At 57.6% G+C, this 19,486-nt stretch carries 20 protein-coding genes and 2 pseudogenes; 14 read left to right on the forward strand and 8 right to left on the reverse strand.

From position 1 onward, the window contains the following. The 11 genes from FHT28_RS09495 to virB11 all read left to right on the forward strand — a co-directional run bounded on the left by FHT28_RS09495 (window position 1) and on the right by virB11 (window position 9,559). Window positions 1-669 (forward strand): lytic transglycosylase domain-containing protein, encoded by a 669-nt coding sequence (locus tag FHT28_RS09495; RefSeq protein ID WP_168596080.1) that lies wholly within the window; start codon window positions 1-3, stop codon window positions 667-669. Further along, window positions 666-968: a TrbC/VirB2 family protein gene (locus FHT28_RS09500; RefSeq protein WP_037190870.1), complete on the forward strand. Its 303-nt coding sequence runs from the start codon at window positions 666-668 to the stop codon at window positions 966-968. Before FHT28_RS09495 ends, FHT28_RS09500 begins: the two co-directional genes overlap by 4 nt. Before the next feature lie 4 nt (window positions 969-972). Then, on the forward strand, window positions 973-1,311 hold the full coding sequence (locus FHT28_RS09505; RefSeq protein ID WP_168596081.1) for a type IV secretion system protein VirB3: 339 nt from the start codon (window positions 973-975) through the stop codon (window positions 1,309-1,311). Next, the gene (locus FHT28_RS09510; protein ID WP_168596082.1) at window positions 1,304-3,670 is read left to right on the forward strand and encodes a VirB4 family type IV secretion system protein; all 2,367 of its coding nucleotides are present in this window, start codon (window positions 1,304-1,306) and stop codon (window positions 3,668-3,670) included. Before FHT28_RS09505 ends, FHT28_RS09510 begins: the two co-directional genes overlap by 8 nt. Beyond that, window positions 3,670-4,368, forward strand: a complete 699-nt coding sequence (gene virB5, locus FHT28_RS09515) for a P-type DNA transfer protein VirB5 (protein WP_037190863.1) — start codon at window positions 3,670-3,672, stop codon at window positions 4,366-4,368. Before FHT28_RS09510 ends, virB5 begins: the two co-directional genes overlap by 1 nt. After that, window positions 4,365-4,598 carry an EexN family lipoprotein gene (locus FHT28_RS09520; protein ID WP_037190860.1) on the forward strand — a complete coding sequence of 78 codons (234 nt, stop codon included), beginning with the start codon at window positions 4,365-4,367 and terminating at the stop codon, window positions 4,596-4,598. The genes virB5 and FHT28_RS09520 overlap by 4 nt, the downstream gene beginning before the upstream one ends. Window positions 4,599-4,601: 3 nt before the next feature. After that, window positions 4,602-5,507: a type IV secretion system protein gene (locus tag FHT28_RS09525; RefSeq protein WP_037190858.1), complete on the forward strand. Its 906-nt coding sequence runs from the start codon at window positions 4,602-4,604 to the stop codon at window positions 5,505-5,507. Between the two features lie 319 nt (window positions 5,508-5,826). Beyond that, window positions 5,827-6,498 (forward strand): virB8 family protein, encoded by a 672-nt coding sequence (locus FHT28_RS09530; RefSeq protein ID WP_037190856.1) that lies wholly within the window; start codon window positions 5,827-5,829, stop codon window positions 6,496-6,498. Then, complete coding sequence (gene virB9, locus FHT28_RS09535) at window positions 6,495-7,355, forward strand: P-type conjugative transfer protein VirB9 (RefSeq protein ID WP_037190854.1); 861 nt, start codon at window positions 6,495-6,497, stop codon at window positions 7,353-7,355. Before FHT28_RS09530 ends, virB9 begins: the two co-directional genes overlap by 4 nt. Before the next feature lie 10 nt (window positions 7,356-7,365). After that, window positions 7,366-8,538: a type IV secretion system protein VirB10 gene (gene virB10 / locus FHT28_RS09540; RefSeq protein WP_168596083.1), complete on the forward strand. Its 1,173-nt coding sequence runs from the start codon at window positions 7,366-7,368 to the stop codon at window positions 8,536-8,538. Between the two features lie 7 nt (window positions 8,539-8,545). Then, window positions 8,546-9,559: a P-type DNA transfer ATPase VirB11 gene (gene virB11, locus FHT28_RS09545; protein WP_168596084.1), complete on the forward strand. Its 1,014-nt coding sequence runs from the start codon at window positions 8,546-8,548 to the stop codon at window positions 9,557-9,559. Between the two features lie 144 nt (window positions 9,560-9,703). On the opposite strand, the gene traG is transcribed toward virB11, so the two are convergent. From traG to FHT28_RS09565, 4 genes and pseudogenes are all read right to left on the reverse strand, one after another. Continuing rightward, complete coding sequence (gene traG, locus FHT28_RS09550) at window positions 9,704-11,617, reverse strand: Ti-type conjugative transfer system protein TraG (protein WP_168596085.1); 1,914 nt, start codon at window positions 11,615-11,617, stop codon at window positions 9,704-9,706. After that, complete coding sequence (locus FHT28_RS09555) at window positions 11,617-11,787, reverse strand: conjugal transfer protein TraD (protein ID WP_168596128.1); 171 nt, start codon at window positions 11,785-11,787, stop codon at window positions 11,617-11,619. The genes traG and FHT28_RS09555 overlap by 1 nt, the downstream gene beginning before the upstream one ends. Window positions 11,788-11,826: 39 nt before the next feature. Beyond that, complete coding sequence (locus tag FHT28_RS09560) at window positions 11,827-12,111, reverse strand: TraC family protein (RefSeq protein WP_168596086.1); 285 nt, start codon at window positions 12,109-12,111, stop codon at window positions 11,827-11,829. A 320-nt stretch (window positions 12,112-12,431) separates the two neighbouring features. Beyond that, a pseudogene (locus FHT28_RS09565) lies at window positions 12,432-12,726 on the reverse strand (site-specific integrase); the annotation flags it as partial. Window positions 12,727-13,142: 416 nt separating this feature from the next. Here FHT28_RS09565 and FHT28_RS09570 point away from each other — a divergent pair. Then, window positions 13,143-13,997, forward strand: a complete 855-nt coding sequence (locus FHT28_RS09570) for a type IV toxin-antitoxin system AbiEi family antitoxin domain-containing protein (protein WP_113119533.1) — start codon at window positions 13,143-13,145, stop codon at window positions 13,995-13,997. Next, window positions 13,984-14,901, forward strand: a complete 918-nt coding sequence (locus tag FHT28_RS09575; protein WP_168596087.1) for a nucleotidyl transferase AbiEii/AbiGii toxin family protein — start codon at window positions 13,984-13,986, stop codon at window positions 14,899-14,901. The genes FHT28_RS09570 and FHT28_RS09575 overlap by 14 nt, the downstream gene beginning before the upstream one ends. A gap of 709 nt (window positions 14,902-15,610) precedes the next feature. Here the strand turns inward: FHT28_RS09575 and FHT28_RS09580 are convergent. Genes FHT28_RS09580 through FHT28_RS09595 form a run of 4 tightly spaced genes read right to left on the reverse strand, consistent with a single transcriptional unit; the run spans window position 15,611 to window position 17,647 of the window. Next, window positions 15,611-15,931 (reverse strand): hypothetical protein, encoded by a 321-nt coding sequence (locus FHT28_RS09580; RefSeq protein ID WP_168596088.1) that lies wholly within the window; start codon window positions 15,929-15,931, stop codon window positions 15,611-15,613. Beyond that, window positions 15,912-16,283 carry a hypothetical protein gene (locus tag FHT28_RS09585; RefSeq protein ID WP_047561237.1) on the reverse strand — a complete coding sequence of 124 codons (372 nt, stop codon included), beginning with the start codon at window positions 16,281-16,283 and terminating at the stop codon, window positions 15,912-15,914. The genes FHT28_RS09580 and FHT28_RS09585 overlap by 20 nt, the downstream gene beginning before the upstream one ends. Before the next feature lie 42 nt (window positions 16,284-16,325). After that, window positions 16,326-16,736 carry a hypothetical protein gene (locus tag FHT28_RS09590; RefSeq protein ID WP_246704819.1) on the reverse strand — a complete coding sequence of 137 codons (411 nt, stop codon included), beginning with the start codon at window positions 16,734-16,736 and terminating at the stop codon, window positions 16,326-16,328. A gap of 38 nt (window positions 16,737-16,774) precedes the next feature. Further along, complete coding sequence (locus FHT28_RS09595; RefSeq protein ID WP_113119535.1) at window positions 16,775-17,647, reverse strand: alpha/beta hydrolase; 873 nt, start codon at window positions 17,645-17,647, stop codon at window positions 16,775-16,777. A gap of 398 nt (window positions 17,648-18,045) precedes the next feature. Here FHT28_RS09595 and FHT28_RS09600 point away from each other — a divergent pair. Continuing rightward, window positions 18,046-19,124: pseudogene (locus FHT28_RS09600) on the forward strand (GlxA family transcriptional regulator). Window positions 19,125-19,486 lie beyond the last annotated feature (362 nt).

The following is a 19,486-nucleotide window of genomic DNA, read 5'->3' on the forward strand; positions in this document are numbered from 1 at the left end:
ATGACCATCGCCTTCACAGATCTTGCTGAAACCTGCGCGCCAGCGGTTGCGATGGAAACGCTGGCTGCCGTCGTCAGCCTGGAAAGCAATTTTCAGCCCTTCAATATCCGCATCAATAGCGGCCTTCCGCTTGAGCGGCAGCCAAAAAGCAAGGCGGAGGCGATCGAAACCGCAGCCACGCTGGTTGCTGAGCACCAGGACATCCAGCTCGGGCTTGGCGGTGTGGGGATCGAGGAACTGCGTAAGCTCAATCTAACAATCTCCGATGCTTTCGATCCCTGTCTCAATCTTAAGGCGACCGCGACCTTGCTCGACGGTTACTATCGTCTGGCGGTCCGCGCAGGTGCTGCTTCGGGACAGGCCGAGCGCGTGATGCTGCAATCCTATTATGGGCGCTCCGATCCTTCCGTCGGGAAAATGGTTCGATATGACGAGCAGATCCGGCATGAGGCAAAGCGGCTTTCGGCGAGATTGGCCTCGTTGGCAATCGGGCAGGGACCTCACAGGCCGGATGGTGTCGACGCCAAGGCATTTGCGATACCTTCCGTCGCTAAGGCCGAGGCATCGCAACAGCCGGTAGCGAGAGCGCCATTCTGGGATGTGTTCAATGCGGCGCGACGCTCGTCCGCGCTCGTTTTCCAAAACGATCAACCGGAGCAGCCTGAATGATATCAAGGATTAACATCCGTGCACTTGCGGCCATTGTCTCTATGGCTGCTGTGTTTTCGGCAGTCACGATCGAACCCGCCTTCGCCCAGAGCACCGGCGGCATCGAGACGGTTCTGCAGAACATCGTTACATTGCTCACGGGCAATGTCGCCAAGTTGCTCGCGACGATCGCCGTCATCATCGTCGGAATTGCGTGGATGTTCGGTTATCTCGATCTGCGAAAGGCAGCCTATGTCGTGCTTGGCATCGGCATCATCTTCGGTGCCTCGCAGATTGTCAGTACGATCTCAGGGGGCTGAGAGAATGCCAGACCAAGTCAAACTTGAGGAAGACACGCTTTTTCTTGCTTGCACGCGGCCGGCGATGATTGCCGGTGTCACAATGGAAGCTATGGGCGCCAACGTCATGATGACGACAATCCTCTACATCATCGCAGGCTCGATCGCCTACGCGCTTGTCGGTGTAGTCTTCCATCTCATCTTTCGCGCGCTCGTCAAGCATGACCACAACATGTTCCGCATTCTGCTCGCCTGGATCGAGACGCGCGGCCGTTCGCGCAATGGCGCCTACTGGGGCGGTTCTTCGCTGACGCCATTGAGGCTCGTGCGGCGCTACGATGAGAGGGACTTGGGCCTTGCATAGCGCTTCTCTCCTCAAATCCCGCGAACTCGATCCAGAGACCTTCATCCCCTACATCCGTCATGTAGATGAGACGGTGATTGCGCTCGATTCAAGAGCTCTAATGGTGATGATCTCAATTGAGGGCGTATCGTTCGAGACAGCCGATAGTCTAGATCTGAATGGCCTTTATCGCGACCTCAATACGCTCTACCGCAATATCTCCGACGAGCGTTTGGCAATCTGGACCCATATCATCCGGCGCCGCGACGACAACTATCCCGATGGCGAATTCTCCAATCCTTTCTCGGCATCGCTCAACGGCAAATATCGCGAGCGAATGGTGCGGGAGGACTTGTTCCGCAACGACCTCTATCTCAGCTTGCTATGGTATCCGAACCGCGATCCCGCTGAGAGGTTTGCGAGCTTATTAGTGCGGCTGCGCAAAGCGCGCAACACAGCTTCCGAGCTCGACGCGGATGGGGTGAAGCATCTGCGTGACAAGCTCGCTGATCTAATGGCGGGGCTGCAGCGTTTCGCGCCCCGCGTGTTGTCGATTTGCGATGAGAAGGGCATTCTGTTTTCCGAGCCCAGCGAAGTGTTGCATCAGATCATCGGCGGTCGCCGTGAGCGTATTCCGCTGACACAGGGAAGGATTTCCGCCGCCATTTATTCTGATCGCGTGATCTTTGGACGAGAGACGATTGAGATCCGCCACGAGGGCGCCAGCCGCTTTGCCGGCATGTTCGGCTTCAAGGAATATCCGGCGAGGACCCGCAGCGGCATGCTCGACGGCATTCTATCGGTCCCTTTCGAGTTGATCCTGACGCAGTCCTTCGCTTTCACCTCAAAAACGGATGCGCGCTCCATCATGGGACGCAAGCAGAACCAGATGGTGAGTGCTGGCGACAAGGCGGCGTCACAGATCGAGGAACTCGATGCGGCGATGGACGAGCTCGAATCGAACCGTTTCGTGCTTGGCGAGCATCATCTGACGCTTGGGGTATTCGCCTCCACGGTCAAGGAACTAACCGACAATCTCGCCAAGGCTCGCTCCCATCTGACCAGTGGTGGCGCCGTCGTTGCACGTGAGGATCTTGGGCTTGAGGCGGCCTGGTGGGCACAATTGCCGGGTAATTTTCGTTATCGAGCACGCTCAGGTGCAATCACATCGCGGAATTTTGCAGCACTCTCGCCGTTTCATGCCTATCCGTCGGGCAAGAAGGACGGCAATGAATGGGGGCCGGCCGTCGCCATGCTCAAGACCGCGTCAGGTGCGCCGTTCTATTTCAATTTCCATTGCGGCGATCTCGGCAATACTTTCGTCTGTGGCCCATCGGGCGCCGGTAAGACCGTGCTGGTCAATTTCATGCTCTCACAGCTCGAAAAGCACGATCCGCACATGGTCTTTTTCGATAAGGACCGTGGCTCCGATCTCTTCGTGCGCGCCGCCGGTGGCATTTATCTGCCGCTCAGGAACGGGGAGCCGACGCGATGTGCGCCGCTGAAGGCGCTGGAGTTGACGCCGGCAAACAAGGTGTTCCTAGCCCGCTTTATCGGCAAGCTAGTCAGCTCGACGGCACGCGATCTCTCCGCTCGCGAAGCCGACGAGATTGCTCTCGCGATCGAAGGCCTCGCCGATTTGCCAAGAGGACAGCGCACGATCGGGGCGCTGCGCGCGTTCCTCAATAATGCCGATCCGGAAGGGATTGCCGCCAGACTGCGCCGCTGGGAGAGCGGAGGGCCACTAGGCTGGGTCTTCGATAACGAGGCCGATGACATCGGCATCGGTTCCAAATTCCTCGGCTACGACATGACGGACTTTCTCGACAACGAGGAGATCCGCACGCCGCTCATGGCCTATCTCTTCTACCGCGTCGAACAATTGATCGATGGCCGGCGCATCATCATCGTCATCGACGAGTTCTGGAAGGCGCTACAGGACGAGAACTTTATCGATCTCGCCCAGAACAAGCTTAAGACCATCCGCAAGCAGAACGGCTTGATGCTTTTTGCCACGCAAAGCCCTCGCGATGCCATCAACTCAGCGATTGCGCATACCATCATCGAACAATGCCCGACGCAGGTCTTCCTGCCGAACTCACGTGGCGATCGTGCCGACTATGTCGATGGCTTCAAGCTTACCGAACGGGAGTTCGAGTTGCTTTCGCGCGAGCTCTCCATCGAGAGCCGCCGTTTCATCGTCAAGCAGGGGCACAACAGTGTTGTCGCCGAGCTCGATCTCGGCGGCTTCGATGACGAACTCGCAATCCTCTCCGGGCGGACAGCAAATATTGAACTCGCCGATGCAATCCGCGCCGAACTTGGAAGTGGCGAGGATGACTGGTTGCAGCCTTTTCAGCAAAGAAGGAGTGCAGGCTGATGTTTCGACCCAAACTGGCTACCCTGACGATGGCGGTCGCCCTAATTCTTTCAACCAGTCCCGCGGACGCACAGGGCATACCTGTGATCGACCAGGCAGCGATTGCCAAACAGATCGAAAGTATCATTCAGCTCAAATCGCAGCTTGATGCGCTGAACCGGCAGATCCAACAGGCCGAGCAGCTTTATGGCTCTCTGAACAAGCTGACAAATATGGCCGATATTGCCGGCGTCTTAAACGATCCCTCGATCCGAAAGGCGTTGCCTGAGGATTTCTCCACTATTGAGCGCCTTCTTAAAGGTTCAGGTTCAGGTGCGCTCGGTGACGCCGCCTCAAAATTCTTAAGCAACAATTCGACCTATAAGACGAGTGCCAATGATTTTTACGCCCAGGAACTGTCGCGCGTTCAGAACAGGAATGCCGGACAGATGAGCCTCGGTCAGCAGATCTACGACGCCGCAACCAAGCGGATCGACGGCATCGACCAGCTGCGCCAACAAATCTCGTCAGCAAGCGACGCTAAAGACATTGCCGACCTACAGGCGAGGTTGCAGGCAGAGACGGCCTTTCTCCAGACCGATGTGCTGAGAATGCAAGGCCTGCAGATGGTGCAGCAGGCCGAGAGGCAGATCGATGAACAGCGCAAGGCCGAAGATTGGCGCAAGCGCATGGATGCCATGGGAGCGGCACTGCCATGAAGTTTCTTGTTCTCTTCACACTGGTCGTCTCATTGTTCGGCTGCTCAAAGGAATCCGAGCGTGTCCATTCCGTCGAGGAATTTCTTGCGGACGAGCAGCTGCTTACCAACACGATTGCAAAGTGCCGCAACAATCCGGGTGAACTCCAAGGCACGCCAAACTGCATGAATGCCGCAGCAGCCGGTTGGAAAGCTCGCCTAGAGCGCATGGGTAAAGCGCTCGGGGGCTAAGCCATGTATCAGGTCTTTGCTTTTGTCGATGGGCAGTTCAAGGCGCCGCTGGAGAGCTTCATTTCCTCGGGCACATCAAATATTGCCAGCTGGGTCGCCGGCCCACTAACGGCGGCTTTGACACTTTATGTCATTCTCTATGGCTTTCTGATCCTGCGTGGGTCCGTGCACGAGCCGATTTTGGATTTTGCCTTTCGGGCGATGAAGCTCGCCATCATCCTGATGCTGGTCAGAAACGCCAGCGAGTATCAAACCTATGTCAGCAAGATCTTCTTCGATAGCTTGCCAAAGGAGATCTCGCAGGCGTTGAACTCCGGAACCGTTCCAAGTGCCTCGACCTTCGATAGCCTTCTGGACAAGGGTCAGAAGTGCGCGAGGGAAATCTGGTCGCACGCCTCATGGGGCATCGACATCGTCACTGGTATCGGCGGTATGCTGGTCATTTTGGCAAGCTTCGTGGTCGCCGCGATCGGTTATATCGTCTCGCTCTATGCACGGCTCGCGCTGGCGATCGTGCTCGCCATCGGACCGATTTTTGTGGCGCTCGCTATGTTCCCCTCGACGCGGCGCTTTACCGAGGCATGGATCGGACAGCTGACCAATTTCGTGGTTCTGCAGGTACTGGTTGTTGCGGTCGGATCGTTGCTGATTACCTGTATCGATTCCACCTTCACAATGATCGAAGGTTACAGCGACGTACTCATGAGGCCTGTCGCGCTCGGCGCGATTTGCCTCGCTGCCGTCTACGTCTTTTATCAGTTGCCAGGAATAGCCTCGGCCCTTGCCGCAGGCGGCGCCTCGCTCACCTACGGCTATGGCGCGGCGCGCGATGCGCATGAAGGCACGCTTGCCCGGGGGGCGCGTGCCGTCGCCCGTGGCCTGCGATCAAAAGGGGCTGGCTGGTGGTGAATTTCAAGCAACGACAAAATGGCTTCTTCAGGATGATGCGAATATTTGTGGTCTTATGCGTCGCGTCGGCACTTGGCAGTTGCGCGTCACTCTCCTATCCCCTGCCCAAATGCGATGGTCACTCGCGTCGACCGCTCAATCGAGCCATGTGGCAGTGGGACGATGATCGTCGACCTATACCGCAATCCCTGGACCGTCCGTCAAGGCAATCCGCCGGCACGCCGCATGGATATATCGAGGAAAAACCGGACGGCGTTCCCACCGCCTTTGCGCATTTCGATGTCGCGAACTCCTATCGACCGTGCGTGGAGTAATGGCGATGGTCACGACGGATAATCTCAAGAGCTATTTCGAAAAGGCGCGGCGCTTCGATCAGGATCGCATGATTCAGTTGGAACGCTCGGCCCGTATCGCCTGGTTCATCGCGATTGCGGCCGGCGCTCTTGCCGCAGTATCGATAGTTGCGCTTGCCGGCCTCACACCGCTGAAGACCGTCGAGCCTTTCGTGGTCAGGGTCGACAATTCGACCGGTATTGTGGATGTCGCTTCCGCGCTTACCTCAACCGCCGGCACTTACGATGAAGCGGTGACGAAATATTTCGCGGCGCGCTATGTGCGTGCTCGCGAAGGCTACGTCTGGAGCGAGGCGGAAGAGAATTTTCGCACGGTCTCACTACTGTCGACGGCATCGGAGCAGACCCGCTTCACTGCTCTGTATCGTGGCAGCAATCCGGATTCGCCCCAGAACATTTACAGCCGCAGTGCCTCGTCACGGGTCAATATCGCCTCGATCTCGCTGATCAGCGGCAACGTCGCGTCGGTTCGCTACATGCGTACGATCACTCGCGGTGACGAGGCGCATACGACCCATTGGGTGGCGACGCTCACCTTTTCCTATGTAAATGCGCCGATGTCCTCGACCGATCGGTTGGTGAACCCGCTCGGCTTTGTCGTCAGCGATTATCGGTCCGACCCGGAGGCCATCAATTGAAACGTCGCTATTTGATTGTTCTGCTCGCGGTAGCAGGTTGGTCTTCGCCCGCCCTTGCGCTAGAGACGCCGCGCGGCGCTCCGCAAGACGGTCGTATCCGCTTTGTTGACTATCAACCCTACAATATCACTAGGGTCGTAGGTTCGCTGCGTTCGTCGGTCCAGATCGAGTTTGCGGCCGATGAAGAGATCGCTCATGTGGCGCTTGGAAATACCGTTGCCTGGGAAGTGGCACCGGCCGGCAATATTCTCTTCCTAAAGCCACGGGAAAACCAGCCGGTCACCAACATTTCGGTGATAACCACGCGCCGGGATGGCTCGACTCGCAGCTATCAGATGGAGCTGACGGTCCGAGATGGACCGGTTGCTGCCGGTCAGGATACTTACTTCTACGTCAAATATCGCTATCCGGCCGACGAGGCTGAGCGTCGGCGCCAAGACGCGGCCGCGCACGCGCAGGCGGCTCAAGCAGGGCAAGCAGACCAAGTATTGGCACTGCACGAGCAATATGGACCACGCAACTGGCGATATGCGGCGCAAGGATCGACAGCCCTCGAACCACAGGCGGTCTATGATAACGGCAAGATCACGACCTTTGCGTTCAGGGCCAATCAGGAAATGCCGGCAATCTATATGGAAAACTCAGACGGCACCGAAAGCCTGGTACCAAAGTCGGTCGATGGGGAGCTTGTGCTCGTTCACGCGATCAGCCGCAAGTTCATCCTCAGAAGGGGAGGCGATGTGCTTTGCGTTTTCAACGAAACCTACGATCCAGCAGGCATCAATCCCGATACCAATACCACGTCTCCTTCAGTGGAACGCGTTGTGAAATCGCAGGCACCAGCCGCGCAGCAATAGGGAGACGGGAATGTCTGATGAGATGGAGGAACCTATTCCCGGAGAACGTGCCGAGACCGCTGTCAGCGGGCGGGCCAATAGTAATCCGGTTCTGAAGCGCGGCGCCGTGGTCTTGGCGATGGTTGCTTTCATAGGATTTTCGCTCTGGTCGATGCGCGATCAGCAAAAGCCGGATGCCAGTCAACCCGAGCGTGTCGTCATCCGCCAGAATACCGACTTCGAGCCGGCCAAGGAGGAACCGAAGACTACAATCACTCTTCCGGAAGCGCAGTTGCCAACGCCTTTGGCGAGAGAGCAAACCGTCGTGACAGAAGATCCGTTGTTGGAGTCTGCCCGTCGTGCGCCCGTGATGGCCTATAATGGGCAGCAGACTTCGCCGCCACAGCACGGCGATGGCGCCGTTTCCTCAGATACTAGCTCCAATTACCTTCCCCTCCCGGGAAATTCCGCGGCGCTCAACGGACAAGCTGAAAACGTAGATCAGCGCTTCAATAGGATGTTAACACCGACGCGCCTGGAAGGATCGCGTGCCGGCATGCTGGGCAACCGCGATTTCATCGTCGCCATGGGCACCTCTATACCTTGCGTGCTTGAGACGGCCCTTGCATCCGACCAGCCGGGGTTCGCCAGTTGCGTGATTAGTCGCGATGTGCTCTCCGACAACAGCCGGGTAGTGCTCATGGAAAAGGGAACACAGGTCGTTGGAGAATTTCGTGGTGGCTTGACCCGAGGCCAGAAGCGCTTGTTCGTGCTTTGGAACAGGGCAAAGACGCCGAAGGGCATCATCATCACGCTTGCGTCACCCGCAACCGATGCGCTCGGGCGAGCAGGTATGGACGGTTATGTCAACACGCATTGGTGGGAGCGGTTTGGAAGTGCCATACTGCTTTCGATCGTCGGCGATGCCACCACTTATGCTGGCACCCGGCTGCAGGACAGCGATGTCCAGGCGCAGAATACCACGTCAGCGGGCCAGCAGGCTGCAGCGATCGCCGTCGAACAATCGATCAATATCCCGCCGACGCTGACGAAGCATCAGGGCGAGCTTGTATCGATCTTTGTTGCCCGTGACCTTGATTTCTCCGGTGTCTATAGCCTGCGCGTCATCGAGCCGCGCAACAAGGTTCTTGATCGGGCGGCATCGGGGGATTTCAGATCTCGAACGACGTTAGTGACGAAGTAGGACGAGGATGACCGAAGCTTCCGACGCAGGCGTCGTCCGTGAGCTGCTTTCGCCACTATCGCGCTTCCTAAAAGACGCATCACTTTATGAGATCGTCATCAACCGACCAGAAGAGGTGCTGACGGAGGGGCCAGAGGGATGGCAGTCTCACGAGCTCCCGGAGCTTGGCTTCGACAAGCTCATGCGTCTAGCGCGTGCCGTCGCGAGCTATTCGAACCAGGCGATCGACGAGTCCCGGCCGATCTTATCGGCTACCTTGCCGGATGAAGAGCGGATCCAGATCGTCGTACCACCGGCAACGACCAAAGGCACGGTCAGTATCACGATCAGAAAGCCGTCGGCGGTGACGCTGACATTGGACGATCTCGAAGGTGCTGGGTTGTTTTCTGAAGCCACCGCCGTGAGCACCGGCGTCGCATCGTGGGATAAGAAACTGATCGATCTTTATGAGGCGGCCAATTACGCGACATTTTTGCAACAGGCCGTGCTCGCGCGCAAGAATATCATTATCTCGGGCGCGACCGGGTCGGGCAAGACCACCCTGTCAAAGGCATTGATCCGGCACATTCCGGAGCAAGAGCGGATTATCTCGATTGAAGATACGCCGGAACTGGTCATCTCGCAGCCTAATCACGTCAGGCTTTTCTATTCGAAAGGAGGGCAGGGGCTGGCGAAGATCGGCGTGAAGGATCTTCTCGAATCCTGCCTCAGGATGCGTCCTGATCGTATTCTTCTGCAGGAACTGCGCGACGGCGCGGCCTTCTACTATATACGCAACGTGAATTCGGGGCACCCTGGGTCGATCACAACTGTACACGCGGATTCCGCGCAGCTGGCGTTCGAACAATTGACGCTGCTGGTGAAGGAGTCCGAAGGTGGCCGTGATCTTACTCGCGATGATATTCGCGCGCTGCTAGGGGCCGCCATCGATGTCATCATACAGTGTAAGAGATCCGATGGCCGATTTCTCGTCACAGAGATATATTTTGAACCGTCCGTGAGATCGAAGTCAGCGAGATGATCGACGCGACAGGTCCTCGTTCTGGATCACAACCCCACGCGCTGTCACGAGCATTGGCTTCCTCGTATCTCTTGGAAACCGTCGACGAGGGAGCGGAACCGCTTTAGCTTGTCGGAACATCGGAGCTGTTGCGGGACGTAAGCCTCAGCTTCTCCAGAAACGATTGGCTTTGACAGCCAGCTTCATCTCTTTACGCCGAAAATAAATCGCCCGACCGCAACGGATTGGGCTGTGACCTTGCACGATGATAATCTGCTCGTCCTTGCGCATGGACTGGGTGATTTCGTGCGGCATGATCAGCGGCCGGCGATGGAGGTTGACGTTTTCTGATTGGCGCGTTCCGCCATTCGCATTACCCCAACCGAGGTTGCGTGAACGACTGCGCACCTCGACGGTCATTTCTCCACATTGAGCCGATACGCTTCGAGCGGTTTCCAGCGCCTTAATCGCCGCGTAGGAGGCGAATGCGCATCCGTCGATCCAGGACGTTGCGCCATCTTTCCCGAAATGACGCTCGAGCTGGCCGACCGATTGATACATCAGCATCAAGGTGATCCCGTATTTGCGGCCACGGTCGCGTGCCTCTTCGAGCGCGCGCATGTATCCCAGCAGATCAACCTCATCAAGCATGAACAGTGCCCGGCGCTGGAAGTCACCGTCGGCCTGGATCATGGCATTCAGTAGTGACCCGATTATAACCCGGCCAATCCCCGGATAGGAGCGCAGGATTGAGGCGGGGATGTTGAGAAATACATCCTTGGATCCTTTGGCGATGTCACGCGATTTGAAGGCATTGCCGCAGACGAGGCTTGCGTAATTGTCCAGCGAAAGCCACTGCGTGTCCTTGGAAGCGGTCGAATAGACGCCGGAAAAGGTCTGCTCGGTCATATTGGTAAACACGCCAAGGGTTTCGCGGATGAAGGCGGATCCAGAGTTTTCCTGGATGTCTCGTAGCATCGAAAGGACGGATGGCTCAGGCTCGGAGACGATAAGGCGCAAGCTACGCAGGTTGCGGCGGCCGGCATAATCGGGAGAGAACATGACGTGGGCGAGCAGACCTGTCAGAAGATTGTGGGCCTGGTTCTGGAAATAGGCGTTGGTGGAAGATTCGATGCGCAGACTGTCAGACAGCAGCATCTGGGCGATACCGACAATATCCTCCTCCTTGCGCTGCGACGTCTCAATGCCGTCAAGTACGTTGAAGCCCATCACCGGATTGGTCGGGTCGAGCACCATGACTTCGCGGCCAAGAGCCTGCATACGGTGGTCAAGCACCATCGGCGCAACCTCTGTCGACGGATCGAGGCAGATGAGCGGTCCCCGATAGCGTAGCGCGGTCGGTATGACGTTGCTCGTTGTCTTAAAGCCGCCTGAACCGGCAAAGAACAGCATGTGGGTTGAATCAAAATCCTGACGGTAGGTCAGAAGCGGCGCTTTCCCGCCCCGTCCCCAGGTCGGGAGTTTGTTTGGATCGAAGGAAAGATCGCGAACGAGTTCACGGTCGACGCGGTAGCGCTCTCCGACAACGATCTCTCCATCCGCGGGAAAGAGTTTCGCGGCCGCCGCCATGGGCAGCCAGTCGGCATCGCCGAAGACGCCACGCCTTGCTCGCTTGATCGGATCGGAAACGACGACCGATACTCGTGCCGAAGTGGCGACAAGGCCAAAGCCGACGATGATGCCCACCACAGCGAAGGCATCGAGGTAGGATAGCGCTCCATCCCATGTGATGATTTGCCGACCGATTAGCGGCACGAGGCGGGAATATTCGCGGGCGCAGTAGTATCCGGCGACAGTCAAAAAGCAGCCCAGGCCTGCGATCGCTATCGGCTTGCGGCGATGCTGCGGCAGGGCCAGAACGATCAGCAATCCCGTGGCTGGGCCAATGAGAAGTACGGGCACGGGTGCGGCACGAAGGAACCAGTAAGCGCCCTTTATAGGTATGCCGCCGGCCCACAATTGCCATTGCGACGAGACGATTGCAGCGGAGAGCGCCGTGGCGACAATCGGAACAAGGGCCAACAGCATGCTCGAATGCAGCCTGGTACCGAGCGCCATTATCCGATTTCCCTATTGGGCGTCGAGCTCAGTTGAGCTGCAAAAGCCTCAGTGCCGATCCGCGTCAGCCACTGCTGCTCGGTCGAGCTTACAAGGATGTTTGCCATCGGCAAGAAGTCGCCAGAGAGAACGGCGCGGTCTGCGTTCGCCAATCCAGCCCTGACGACGATGCGCCGAGTCTGAACTTCGTGCTTTCGCCATGCGCGCTCCTAGCCATTTTGGGGAGTCTCGGCCACGGCTTCAGACGCAGGAGCTGGCGATCGAGGTGTTTGAGAGGATAGCTGGGTGAGGTTCTTGACCTCTGGCTGAAATCGTCGGGAGATATCGTCGAAGATCGCATCGAGTTCTTCATCCGAGATATCCAACTCGGCTAGGCCGGACTTTGTTGCAGCCCTGGCAAAGCGCTCCGCCGATTTTACTATTAGAAGTTTTTTGCGGTCTCTGAGTTTCTCGATCTGTGCGTCAATATCTGAAATAGCTGATTTTGCCGGCATTATAAGCATTCTCCGGTGTTGCGCGGGCACCAATGACATCGATTATACTATAATAAATAATATAGTTAAATGGCTATGTTGATTCAGCCTCAAAAATCCATAACCCGTCAGATAGGGCGATGCCCAAGCCGAAAGGCTGCTGACGTGGGTCTGGTGAACCGCGCGAAGACAATGTGACGATTGTTAACCGAGGGAGAAGTTAGGTGCGGAAATCTTCTGCAAACGGAACCAAGGGACAGACCGACTGGAATGCCATCAACTGGTGGCAGGTCAATCGGCGCGTTCGCAATCTGAGACAGCGTATCTTCCGGGCTTGCCGTGGGCAGCTTCTGGGGCTTCTTGGGAAGTGGCAATACTTCCCCAGGCCCTCTCGAGCGTGACGTTGAAGAAAAATCGCAACGCCGAAATGGCGATGTGGATCGAGCCGGGCATCAGCTTCTTCTCGTTGGCGAGATAGACCTGATAGGTCCGAATATCCTCGCGGCCGAGCAAGTCTGGCGACTTGCCGAAGTGTCGGGCGAACAGCGACACCTGTTGCAGATACGAGAGCTGGGTATTGAGCGAAAGATTGCGCACCTGCATGTCTTCGCTCATGCGCTGGCGAAGTGGGGTCATGATGAGCTCCTCTGTGCGATGGAATGGGCTGGAAAACAGCCGTCCCATCCTCTCGCAGTTGGGGCTCCTACTGAATATCTGACCTACTTGCCGCTCCGGCGTAGCGGAGCGGGTTAGTCCAATGCGGATAACTCAAAGTGGTGAAGGAAGACAAGCGTGCAATCTTCAGCCCCCCCGCCCCGCCCATGCGCAGCGCGCCGCCGATTTCCCGCGTGGTCTGCAAAGCGTTGCCAAATCCAAGGAAGGAGCCGCCGCGTAAGCGGCGGTTCCCCTTGTTCTGGCGAGAAAAATCGCGCCACCAGAGGCGGGCGCTGGATATAAGAGGTTTGCATATTATCGGATATACTCAATTCTATTGAGTATATTGAGATGTTGGCAAACTTGAAATGGTTTGAGAATCGTGTAATATACTCAGTATGGCTATGCAATCTGCATCACTGTTAAACCGACTTGAGAAAGATCTCCCCGAGGGGCTGGTCGTGGATGCCGCTTGGCTGGAAGAGCGCGGTATCGCCAGTAATTTGCGTGCTTACTACGTCAAGGCCGGCTGGCTGGAACAGCCGGTGCGCAGCGTCTATAAAAGGCCGCGTGGCAGGCTGAGCTGGCAGCAAGTTGTTATCTCTCTTCAGACCCTGCTCTTGCGAACACCGTTCTATGTCGGTGGGCGCACGGCATTGGAGCTACAGGGCTTTGCACATTATCTTTCGCATGAGACCAAGACTGTTCACCTCTACGGGCCGGGCAAGCCGCCCGCATGGCTGAACAAGCTGAACCTTCCCCAGCGCTTTGTCTATCACAACAGCGCGACCCTCTTCCGGAATGATCCCGTAACAAAGGAGCTCGGCAGTCTTGCCTGGGATATCGCGGACGGAACAGGCCGTGATCTCACCCGCTTTCAGGGCAGCAGCCTGACCTCGTTTGCCTGGGGGCAGTGGGATTGGCCTTTGACGCTTTCGCAGCCCGAGCGCGCCTATCTCGAAATGCTTGATGAATTGCCGCGCCATGAGAGTTTCCATCAAGCCGACATGATCATGCAGAGCGCAGCAAATTTCAGCCCGAGACGGCTGCAAAAACTGCTGGTGGATTGCGGCAGTGTGAAGGTCAAGCGCCTGTTCTTCTATTTCGCGGATCGGCATGGCCATGCATGGCTCAAGCGTCTGGATAAAACCGCCATCGATCTCGGCAAGGGCAAACGCATGCTTGTGCCCGGCGGCAAGCTCGATCCGGCCTATCTCATAACCGTGCCGGAGGACCTCAATGCCGTTTCGTGATCAGTATCAGGCCCAGGTCAGGCTCCTCATGCGCCTTATTCCCACCGTGGCGCGAGAAGCCTGTTTTGCGCTCAAGGGCGGAACGGCGATCAACCTCTTTGTGCGCAACCTGCCGCGCCTCTCCGTCGATATCGATCTGATGTATCTGCCAGTGAACGAAAGGCCGGAGGCTCTGGCGGACATCGACGCCGCCATGAAGCGCATCAAGGCGGCAGCTTTGGCGGAACTGCCCGGCGCGCGCGTTACCGAAAACGTCCATGATGGAGCGATCCTGCGCCTTCTTGTGATGGCCGAGGGAACACAGGTGAAGATCGAAGTCTCGCCCGTGTTGCGCGGTGTGGTTCACGAACCTTCCACGATTCCCGTCACCGAGGCCGTTGAAGAGGTCTTCGGCTTTGCCGAAACCAGCGTCCTATCCTTCGAAGACCTTTTCGCTGGCAAGCTGGTTGCCGCCCTCGACCGTCAGCACCCGCGCGACCTCTTTGACGTGCGCGGCCTGCTCACCAAGGAAGGGCTGAGCGATGACCTGCGTGAAACCTTCATCGTGTATCTGCTCAGTCACAACCGCCCCATGGGCGAAGTGCTATCAGGCCGCGTCAAAGACCTTGCGAACGAATACCAGAACGGCTTCGAGGGCATGACCGAGGAGGTTGTTGCCATCGAAGAGTTGATAGAAACGCAGCATGAAATGATCGAGGTGCTAATCGGCGGCATGCCGGATCATCACCGTGAATTTCTGATCGGCTTTGAGCGCGGCGAACCGGACTGGCCCTTGCTCAAGATAGGTCATGTCGCAGAGCTTCCCGCCATCCGCTGGCGGCAGCGCAATCTCGACAAGCTCAAGCCCGAACAGCGTTCCGTTCTGGTCGAATTGCTGCGATCTTCCCTTGAACGGCGCGTATAGAAATACCCGCCCCGTCAGCTCTGAACACCGGAAAGCAGCGATATGGGGAGCGTCAACTGGGTAGGGGAAGTACGGCAAGACAAAGCGAACCGGGGTTTGCGCTCGCCTTGCTCGTAAGTGATTGTCTGCAATGTTTTGCAGCCGGAAAACATTGCAGACGCAGCTCGAACAGGCACGCAATGCAGGGCCTGACTTGGATTTACGCTGTACAGATAAGGCCGGCGAGCCGTTCAAACGGCAAGATGTAAGTGTCACTCGCTACACGCCACTGACCCATTATAAATTTGAAAACTGCTTAGTTTAGTGAAGCAACGCCGCCTGATGGCAACAGACTTTGGACCCAGAGTTGCCGCAGAACGCAATACCGGCGGAAACAATCTGATGGCGACCTGGACACAGCACTCCCCGATTGGATCGGTTCACACGTCCGGATGTTCCGTTTCTTCGGCGGCGTTCCACGGCTGATTGGAAGTCAATGTTCCGCCAATTGGAACTTGCAAGGTCGCAATTTGGGGAGAAGGATACCTTCCGGCCGGCGGTTCGCTGCCGACGCGCCCTCTGCAGCGGAGAGACCCGCAACGCCCCCTCAGAATTCGGCTGTAAGTGAGTTTGCCGTGACGGTCTATGGCTCGAGTAGCGGCTTCTGGCACCTGCCGCAGAGACCACGATGTCCAAATACGATGGCAACGCTTACTCAGCGTCCACTTGGTCAATCGCGGTAGGCCCAATCGGTGATTTCAGCGACCTGCTCGAAGAAGCTGCCAACGCCGCCGCCGGTTGGATTAGCCCGCTGGAGCCATTCCACCGCCCATGCGATCCATTCTTCAACGCTGTGACCATCGATTTCGGTGGTGGGCGTGACGTTCATTGATCGCAGCGCTGCCAGGAAATCGCGCGCGGCGGCGAGTTGCGATTTCAGATAGGCGAACAGCGGCGGCGTGAAGTTGACGATCGCGATCGCGATGGAGCCTGGAGAGCCACCAAGCTCCCAACGAGCTCCCGAGATCACATCACGAATGAGGCGGCTCACCGATGAGCATGGCGAGCGGGGCGAGCGGCCCGAGGGCGATCAGCTCGAATTCCATCATGCCGGCGACGCCCAGAGGAAGTTTCTCCAGGAGCTCGTGCGCTTCGGCCGTGCTGGTCGCGTTCACGATGAAGACGACGCCGTAGCCCTCGGTCTGGAAGAACCACTGCTCGATCTTTCCGGCGAGATGGTTGCGAACTGTCGCGCGGACTTCGTGGGGCAGGACCGGCGCGATCGCCTTGGGCGTGCCCTTGGCCGTGACCGACCCGATCGCCAGGATCTTGGTCGTCGGAACGACGACGGCGGCAAGCGCGGGCAGTATCTCGGCATGAACGCGCGGATTCTTGTTGGGCATTTTGCTAATTCCTTTTGATATATTGGTCTGGAACACCACGAACTACTTTGCAGGCTCGGCCAAAAGCACGCGAAGCGGCGCGATCGGGCCGAGCGGGATGATCTGGAATTCCATCATCCCCGCCTGGCCGAAAGGAAACTTGCCCAGCAGCTCCAACGCCTCCTTAGGATCGGTGACGTTCATCATGAACACGACGCCGCTCTGGTCCTGTTTGAGGTACCACTGGTCGATTTTCCCAGCGAGATAGAGCCGAACCGTGTCGCGCACTTCGGCGGGGAGGAGCGGCTTCCACTGGTCCGGCGACCCTTTGGCGGTGAAGGTGCCGATCGCCAGTAGCTTGGTGGTCGGCACGTCAAGGCCCGAGGATGGCGGCGCCGACTGAGCGAACGAAGTGGCCGGCCCGATCGCTGGGAGTAGCGCTACGACGACACCGAAGCACGTGAGGCTAGTCAAGCGAGTCGCTTTCACAGCGAGCTTGTCGAGGACGCGGCTCATGACAGCATCGCCTTCGCCACTTGCGCGGGCTCGTCGGCCTGCAGCCAATGGCCTGCCGGTATGAGGGTTAGGGACGCATTCTTGAGCTGAGACTGGCGCCGCTCGGCCATGGCGGCGGGGAAGTAAGGATCGTACTGTCCCCAGATCAGTTTGACCGGAATATCCAACGCCTTGAGCGCCGCCAGATGCTTGGCGTTTCTGGCATGTTCATCGAAGAATTCCGCGGCCAGCTGTACGAAGGCGGGCCCGGCGCCAGGTTGGACGATGAAGTTGTTGCTGATCAGCGAACCGATGAACGCGCTGAAATGGCGCTTTTGCTCCTCGGGCAAAGCGTCCAGGAATTTCTTCTGCTGCCATCTCAGCAGCCATCCAAACTGTTCGGGGCTCTGGGCGATCGCCATGGCCAGGGGCTGGATGTTCCGGGTCGCAAAGAGCGTGATCATCTCTGGCCAAAAAAAAGTGGAGTCCTCGCTATAGGCCGAGTTGAGCATGATCGCGGAGTCGACGGCGTCCGGATGCGTGAGTGCGTAGTTGAGCGTCGCCATCCCCGAGGAGTCATGAGCGACGGGCACGATCTTCCCTAAGCCCAGACCTTCAACGACTGCTTCAAGGTCACCCAGTTGCTGCTTGAAGCTATAGGCGGCGCCGGCGGGTTTGTCGGAGGCGCCAAAGCCCAAAAAATCGAACGTCACCACGCGCCGCCCGCTGGCGACCAAGTGCGGAATCAGGTCGTCCCAGATGTGCTGGTTATCGGGGAAGCCGTGCATGAGCACGAAAGTTGGCCCGGTGCCGGCATAGTCTCGAGTGTACACGCTTCCTTCGACTCGCGGAATACGGTGCTCGGTGAATGGGGTGTGATCAGAAGACATGCATCATCCTTTCTTCCTCGCGGAAGGGTTGAGGTAGGCGTTTGATTGGCCGTTAGTGCCGCAACACGATCCGCCTCCAGCGAGGTCAAGGAATAGCCGTGCCCGGCGAGCACTCGGCAGCGTGGCCATGGCACTCGAATTGATGACGACCGACTGGACGCTCCCTTCACTATCCAGGTGGTGAGCAATACCTTGGTTAGGCAGGGCGAGATCTGTATGTTGCTTAAGTCTTAACGCGTTTTGTTGACTCGACGTAGGTCGTTCTTGCCACCATTCGTGACATAGAAGGCGCGAGCCTGCGAAGTTCTCTCGTGGGCACCGAAAATAGGCTTCCGAACGTATCTCGTGGATGTCACTAATTTAGGGTAGTATATGAATTCCGGACACTAGGAGTGAATATGCATCGGGTCGGTTTCATCGTACCGCGCGGATTCCAGTTGATGAGCCTTGCGGCGCTAACGGCGTTCGAGATCGTGAACCTGCCCCCGGCTGACCAGCGCTACGACATCCATTTGCTGTCTGAACATGGTGGTCCAGTTCGGTCTTCCTCGGGAATGATGCTGGAAACCGAGGCATTTGGAGATCCCGCCTTCGACACCGTCATCGTGGGGTCGATCACCGAGATGGAAATGCCGCCCTCAGATGCGAGCGTGATCGCGTTCGTACGAGAAGCCGCCAAAGCCTCCAGGCGGACTGCCTCCATCTGCAGCGGCGCGTTTGTACTTGCCGAGGCGGGCCTTCTGAATGGCCGGCGCGCGACGATGCACTGGGCCCATGCAGCGAGCTTCAGGATCCGGTTTCCCGACGTCAAAACGGAAGAGGACCGGATCTTCATCAACGATGGCCCGATCTGGACCTCGGCGGGAATGACCGCAGGGATCGACCTCGTTCTAGCATTGATCGATAATGATCTCGGTCCCGAAACCGCGAAGATGGTCGCCAGGCTTCTGGTCATGAACCAGCGTCGGATGGGCGGACAAAAGCAGCATTCCGCGCTCCTCGACATGACGCCGAAATCCGATCGCATCGAATTGGTTCTGGCTCATATTCGCCAGAATCTCCGGAACCCGCTCACGATCGAGGAGCTTGCGGCGGTTGCCAATCTCAGCCCCCGCCAGTTCAGCCGTGCCTTTTTGGCCGAGACCGGGCAGTCACCGGCAAAAGCCGTCGAGCAACTTCGGCTGGAAGCGGCCAGATTCATGATTGAAGAGGGGCGGCACACGGTGAACGTCGTGGCGCAGGAGACAGGTTTTGCCGACCGCGAACGCATGCGTCGAGCGTTCCTCCGGACCTTCGGTGTGCCCGCGGAGGTATTGCGCAGGACCGCGCGACGGGAGGCGGTGGCGGCTGCCTGACTTTGAGCTGTCAAGAATGCAGGCTTTTGAGTCAGGCTCTCAATGTGGCGCCGTGCGGCGTTCTCAGCCGTCCGGCTCACGCGCGGCGGCCCCATTCGATCTTCCTGTGGTTTGACTGTTAAAACCGCAGCATTCGGCGATCCGCCTTTTGATACAATTATTGTCGGTGTGCCTTTCTTCGGTCTCAGTGTGCGGCCGCTCAATGCAAGGCTGGGGAACAGGGTCGGCTTGGTCGCGCCTGTTTTTAGATTGCCCCATGCATCGCCCTGGCGCCAAGCAGCGTGCGCGTCTTGATAGCGCCATCCGCCAACACGATCGGCGAACGTCTGACGTAGCGCACTTCGGATTGCCATTACGGATGCCTTTTGTTTGAGCTGGACGACGATCGGGATTGCAGAGCGTGCAAAGCTGTTACTAATCCTTTTGCTCGAAGTGACGAGTAAATTCATTCCACTTAAGGTGAAATTGTTCTGCTGATGGTGAA

Origin of the sequence: Rhizobium sp. SG570 (assembly GCF_012275345.1) — a bacterium.
Taxonomy (GTDB): Bacteria; Pseudomonadota; Alphaproteobacteria; order Rhizobiales; family Rhizobiaceae; genus Rhizobium; species Rhizobium lusitanum.

Excerpts from the sequence above, each read along its gene's own strand:
- FHT28_RS09575 (WP_168596087.1), top strand. The coding sequence starts at position 13,984 with ATGCCGTTTCGTGATCAGTATCAGGCCCAGGTCAGGCTCCTCATGCGC.
- FHT28_RS09595 (WP_113119535.1), bottom strand. The coding sequence starts at position 17,647 with ATGTCTTCTGATCACACCCCATTCACCGAGCACCGTATTCCGCGAGTC.
- virB11 (WP_168596084.1), top strand. The coding sequence starts at position 8,546 with ATGACCGAAGCTTCCGACGCAGGCGTCGTCCGTGAGCTGCTTTCGCCA.
- FHT28_RS09530 (WP_037190856.1), top strand. The coding sequence starts at position 5,827 with ATGGTCACGACGGATAATCTCAAGAGCTATTTCGAAAAGGCGCGGCGC.
- FHT28_RS09525 (WP_037190858.1), top strand. The coding sequence starts at position 4,602 with ATGTATCAGGTCTTTGCTTTTGTCGATGGGCAGTTCAAGGCGCCGCTG.
- FHT28_RS09505 (WP_168596081.1), top strand. The coding sequence starts at position 973 with ATGCCAGACCAAGTCAAACTTGAGGAAGACACGCTTTTTCTTGCTTGC.
- FHT28_RS09520 (WP_037190860.1), top strand. The coding sequence starts at position 4,365 with ATGAAGTTTCTTGTTCTCTTCACACTGGTCGTCTCATTGTTCGGCTGC.
- virB5 (WP_037190863.1), top strand. The coding sequence starts at position 3,670 with ATGTTTCGACCCAAACTGGCTACCCTGACGATGGCGGTCGCCCTAATT.
- FHT28_RS09585 (WP_047561237.1), bottom strand. The coding sequence starts at position 16,283 with ATGCCCAACAAGAATCCGCGCGTTCATGCCGAGATACTGCCCGCGCTT.
- traG (WP_168596085.1), bottom strand. The coding sequence starts at position 11,617 with ATGGCGCTCGGTACCAGGCTGCATTCGAGCATGCTGTTGGCCCTTGTT.
- virB10 (WP_168596083.1), top strand. The coding sequence starts at position 7,366 with ATGTCTGATGAGATGGAGGAACCTATTCCCGGAGAACGTGCCGAGACC.
- FHT28_RS09570 (WP_113119533.1), top strand. The coding sequence starts at position 13,143 with ATGGCTATGCAATCTGCATCACTGTTAAACCGACTTGAGAAAGATCTC.
- FHT28_RS09500 (WP_037190870.1), top strand. The coding sequence starts at position 666 with ATGATATCAAGGATTAACATCCGTGCACTTGCGGCCATTGTCTCTATG.
- FHT28_RS09560 (WP_168596086.1), bottom strand. The coding sequence starts at position 12,111 with ATGCCGGCAAAATCAGCTATTTCAGATATTGACGCACAGATCGAGAAA.
- FHT28_RS09495 (WP_168596080.1), top strand. The coding sequence starts at position 1 with ATGACCATCGCCTTCACAGATCTTGCTGAAACCTGCGCGCCAGCGGTT.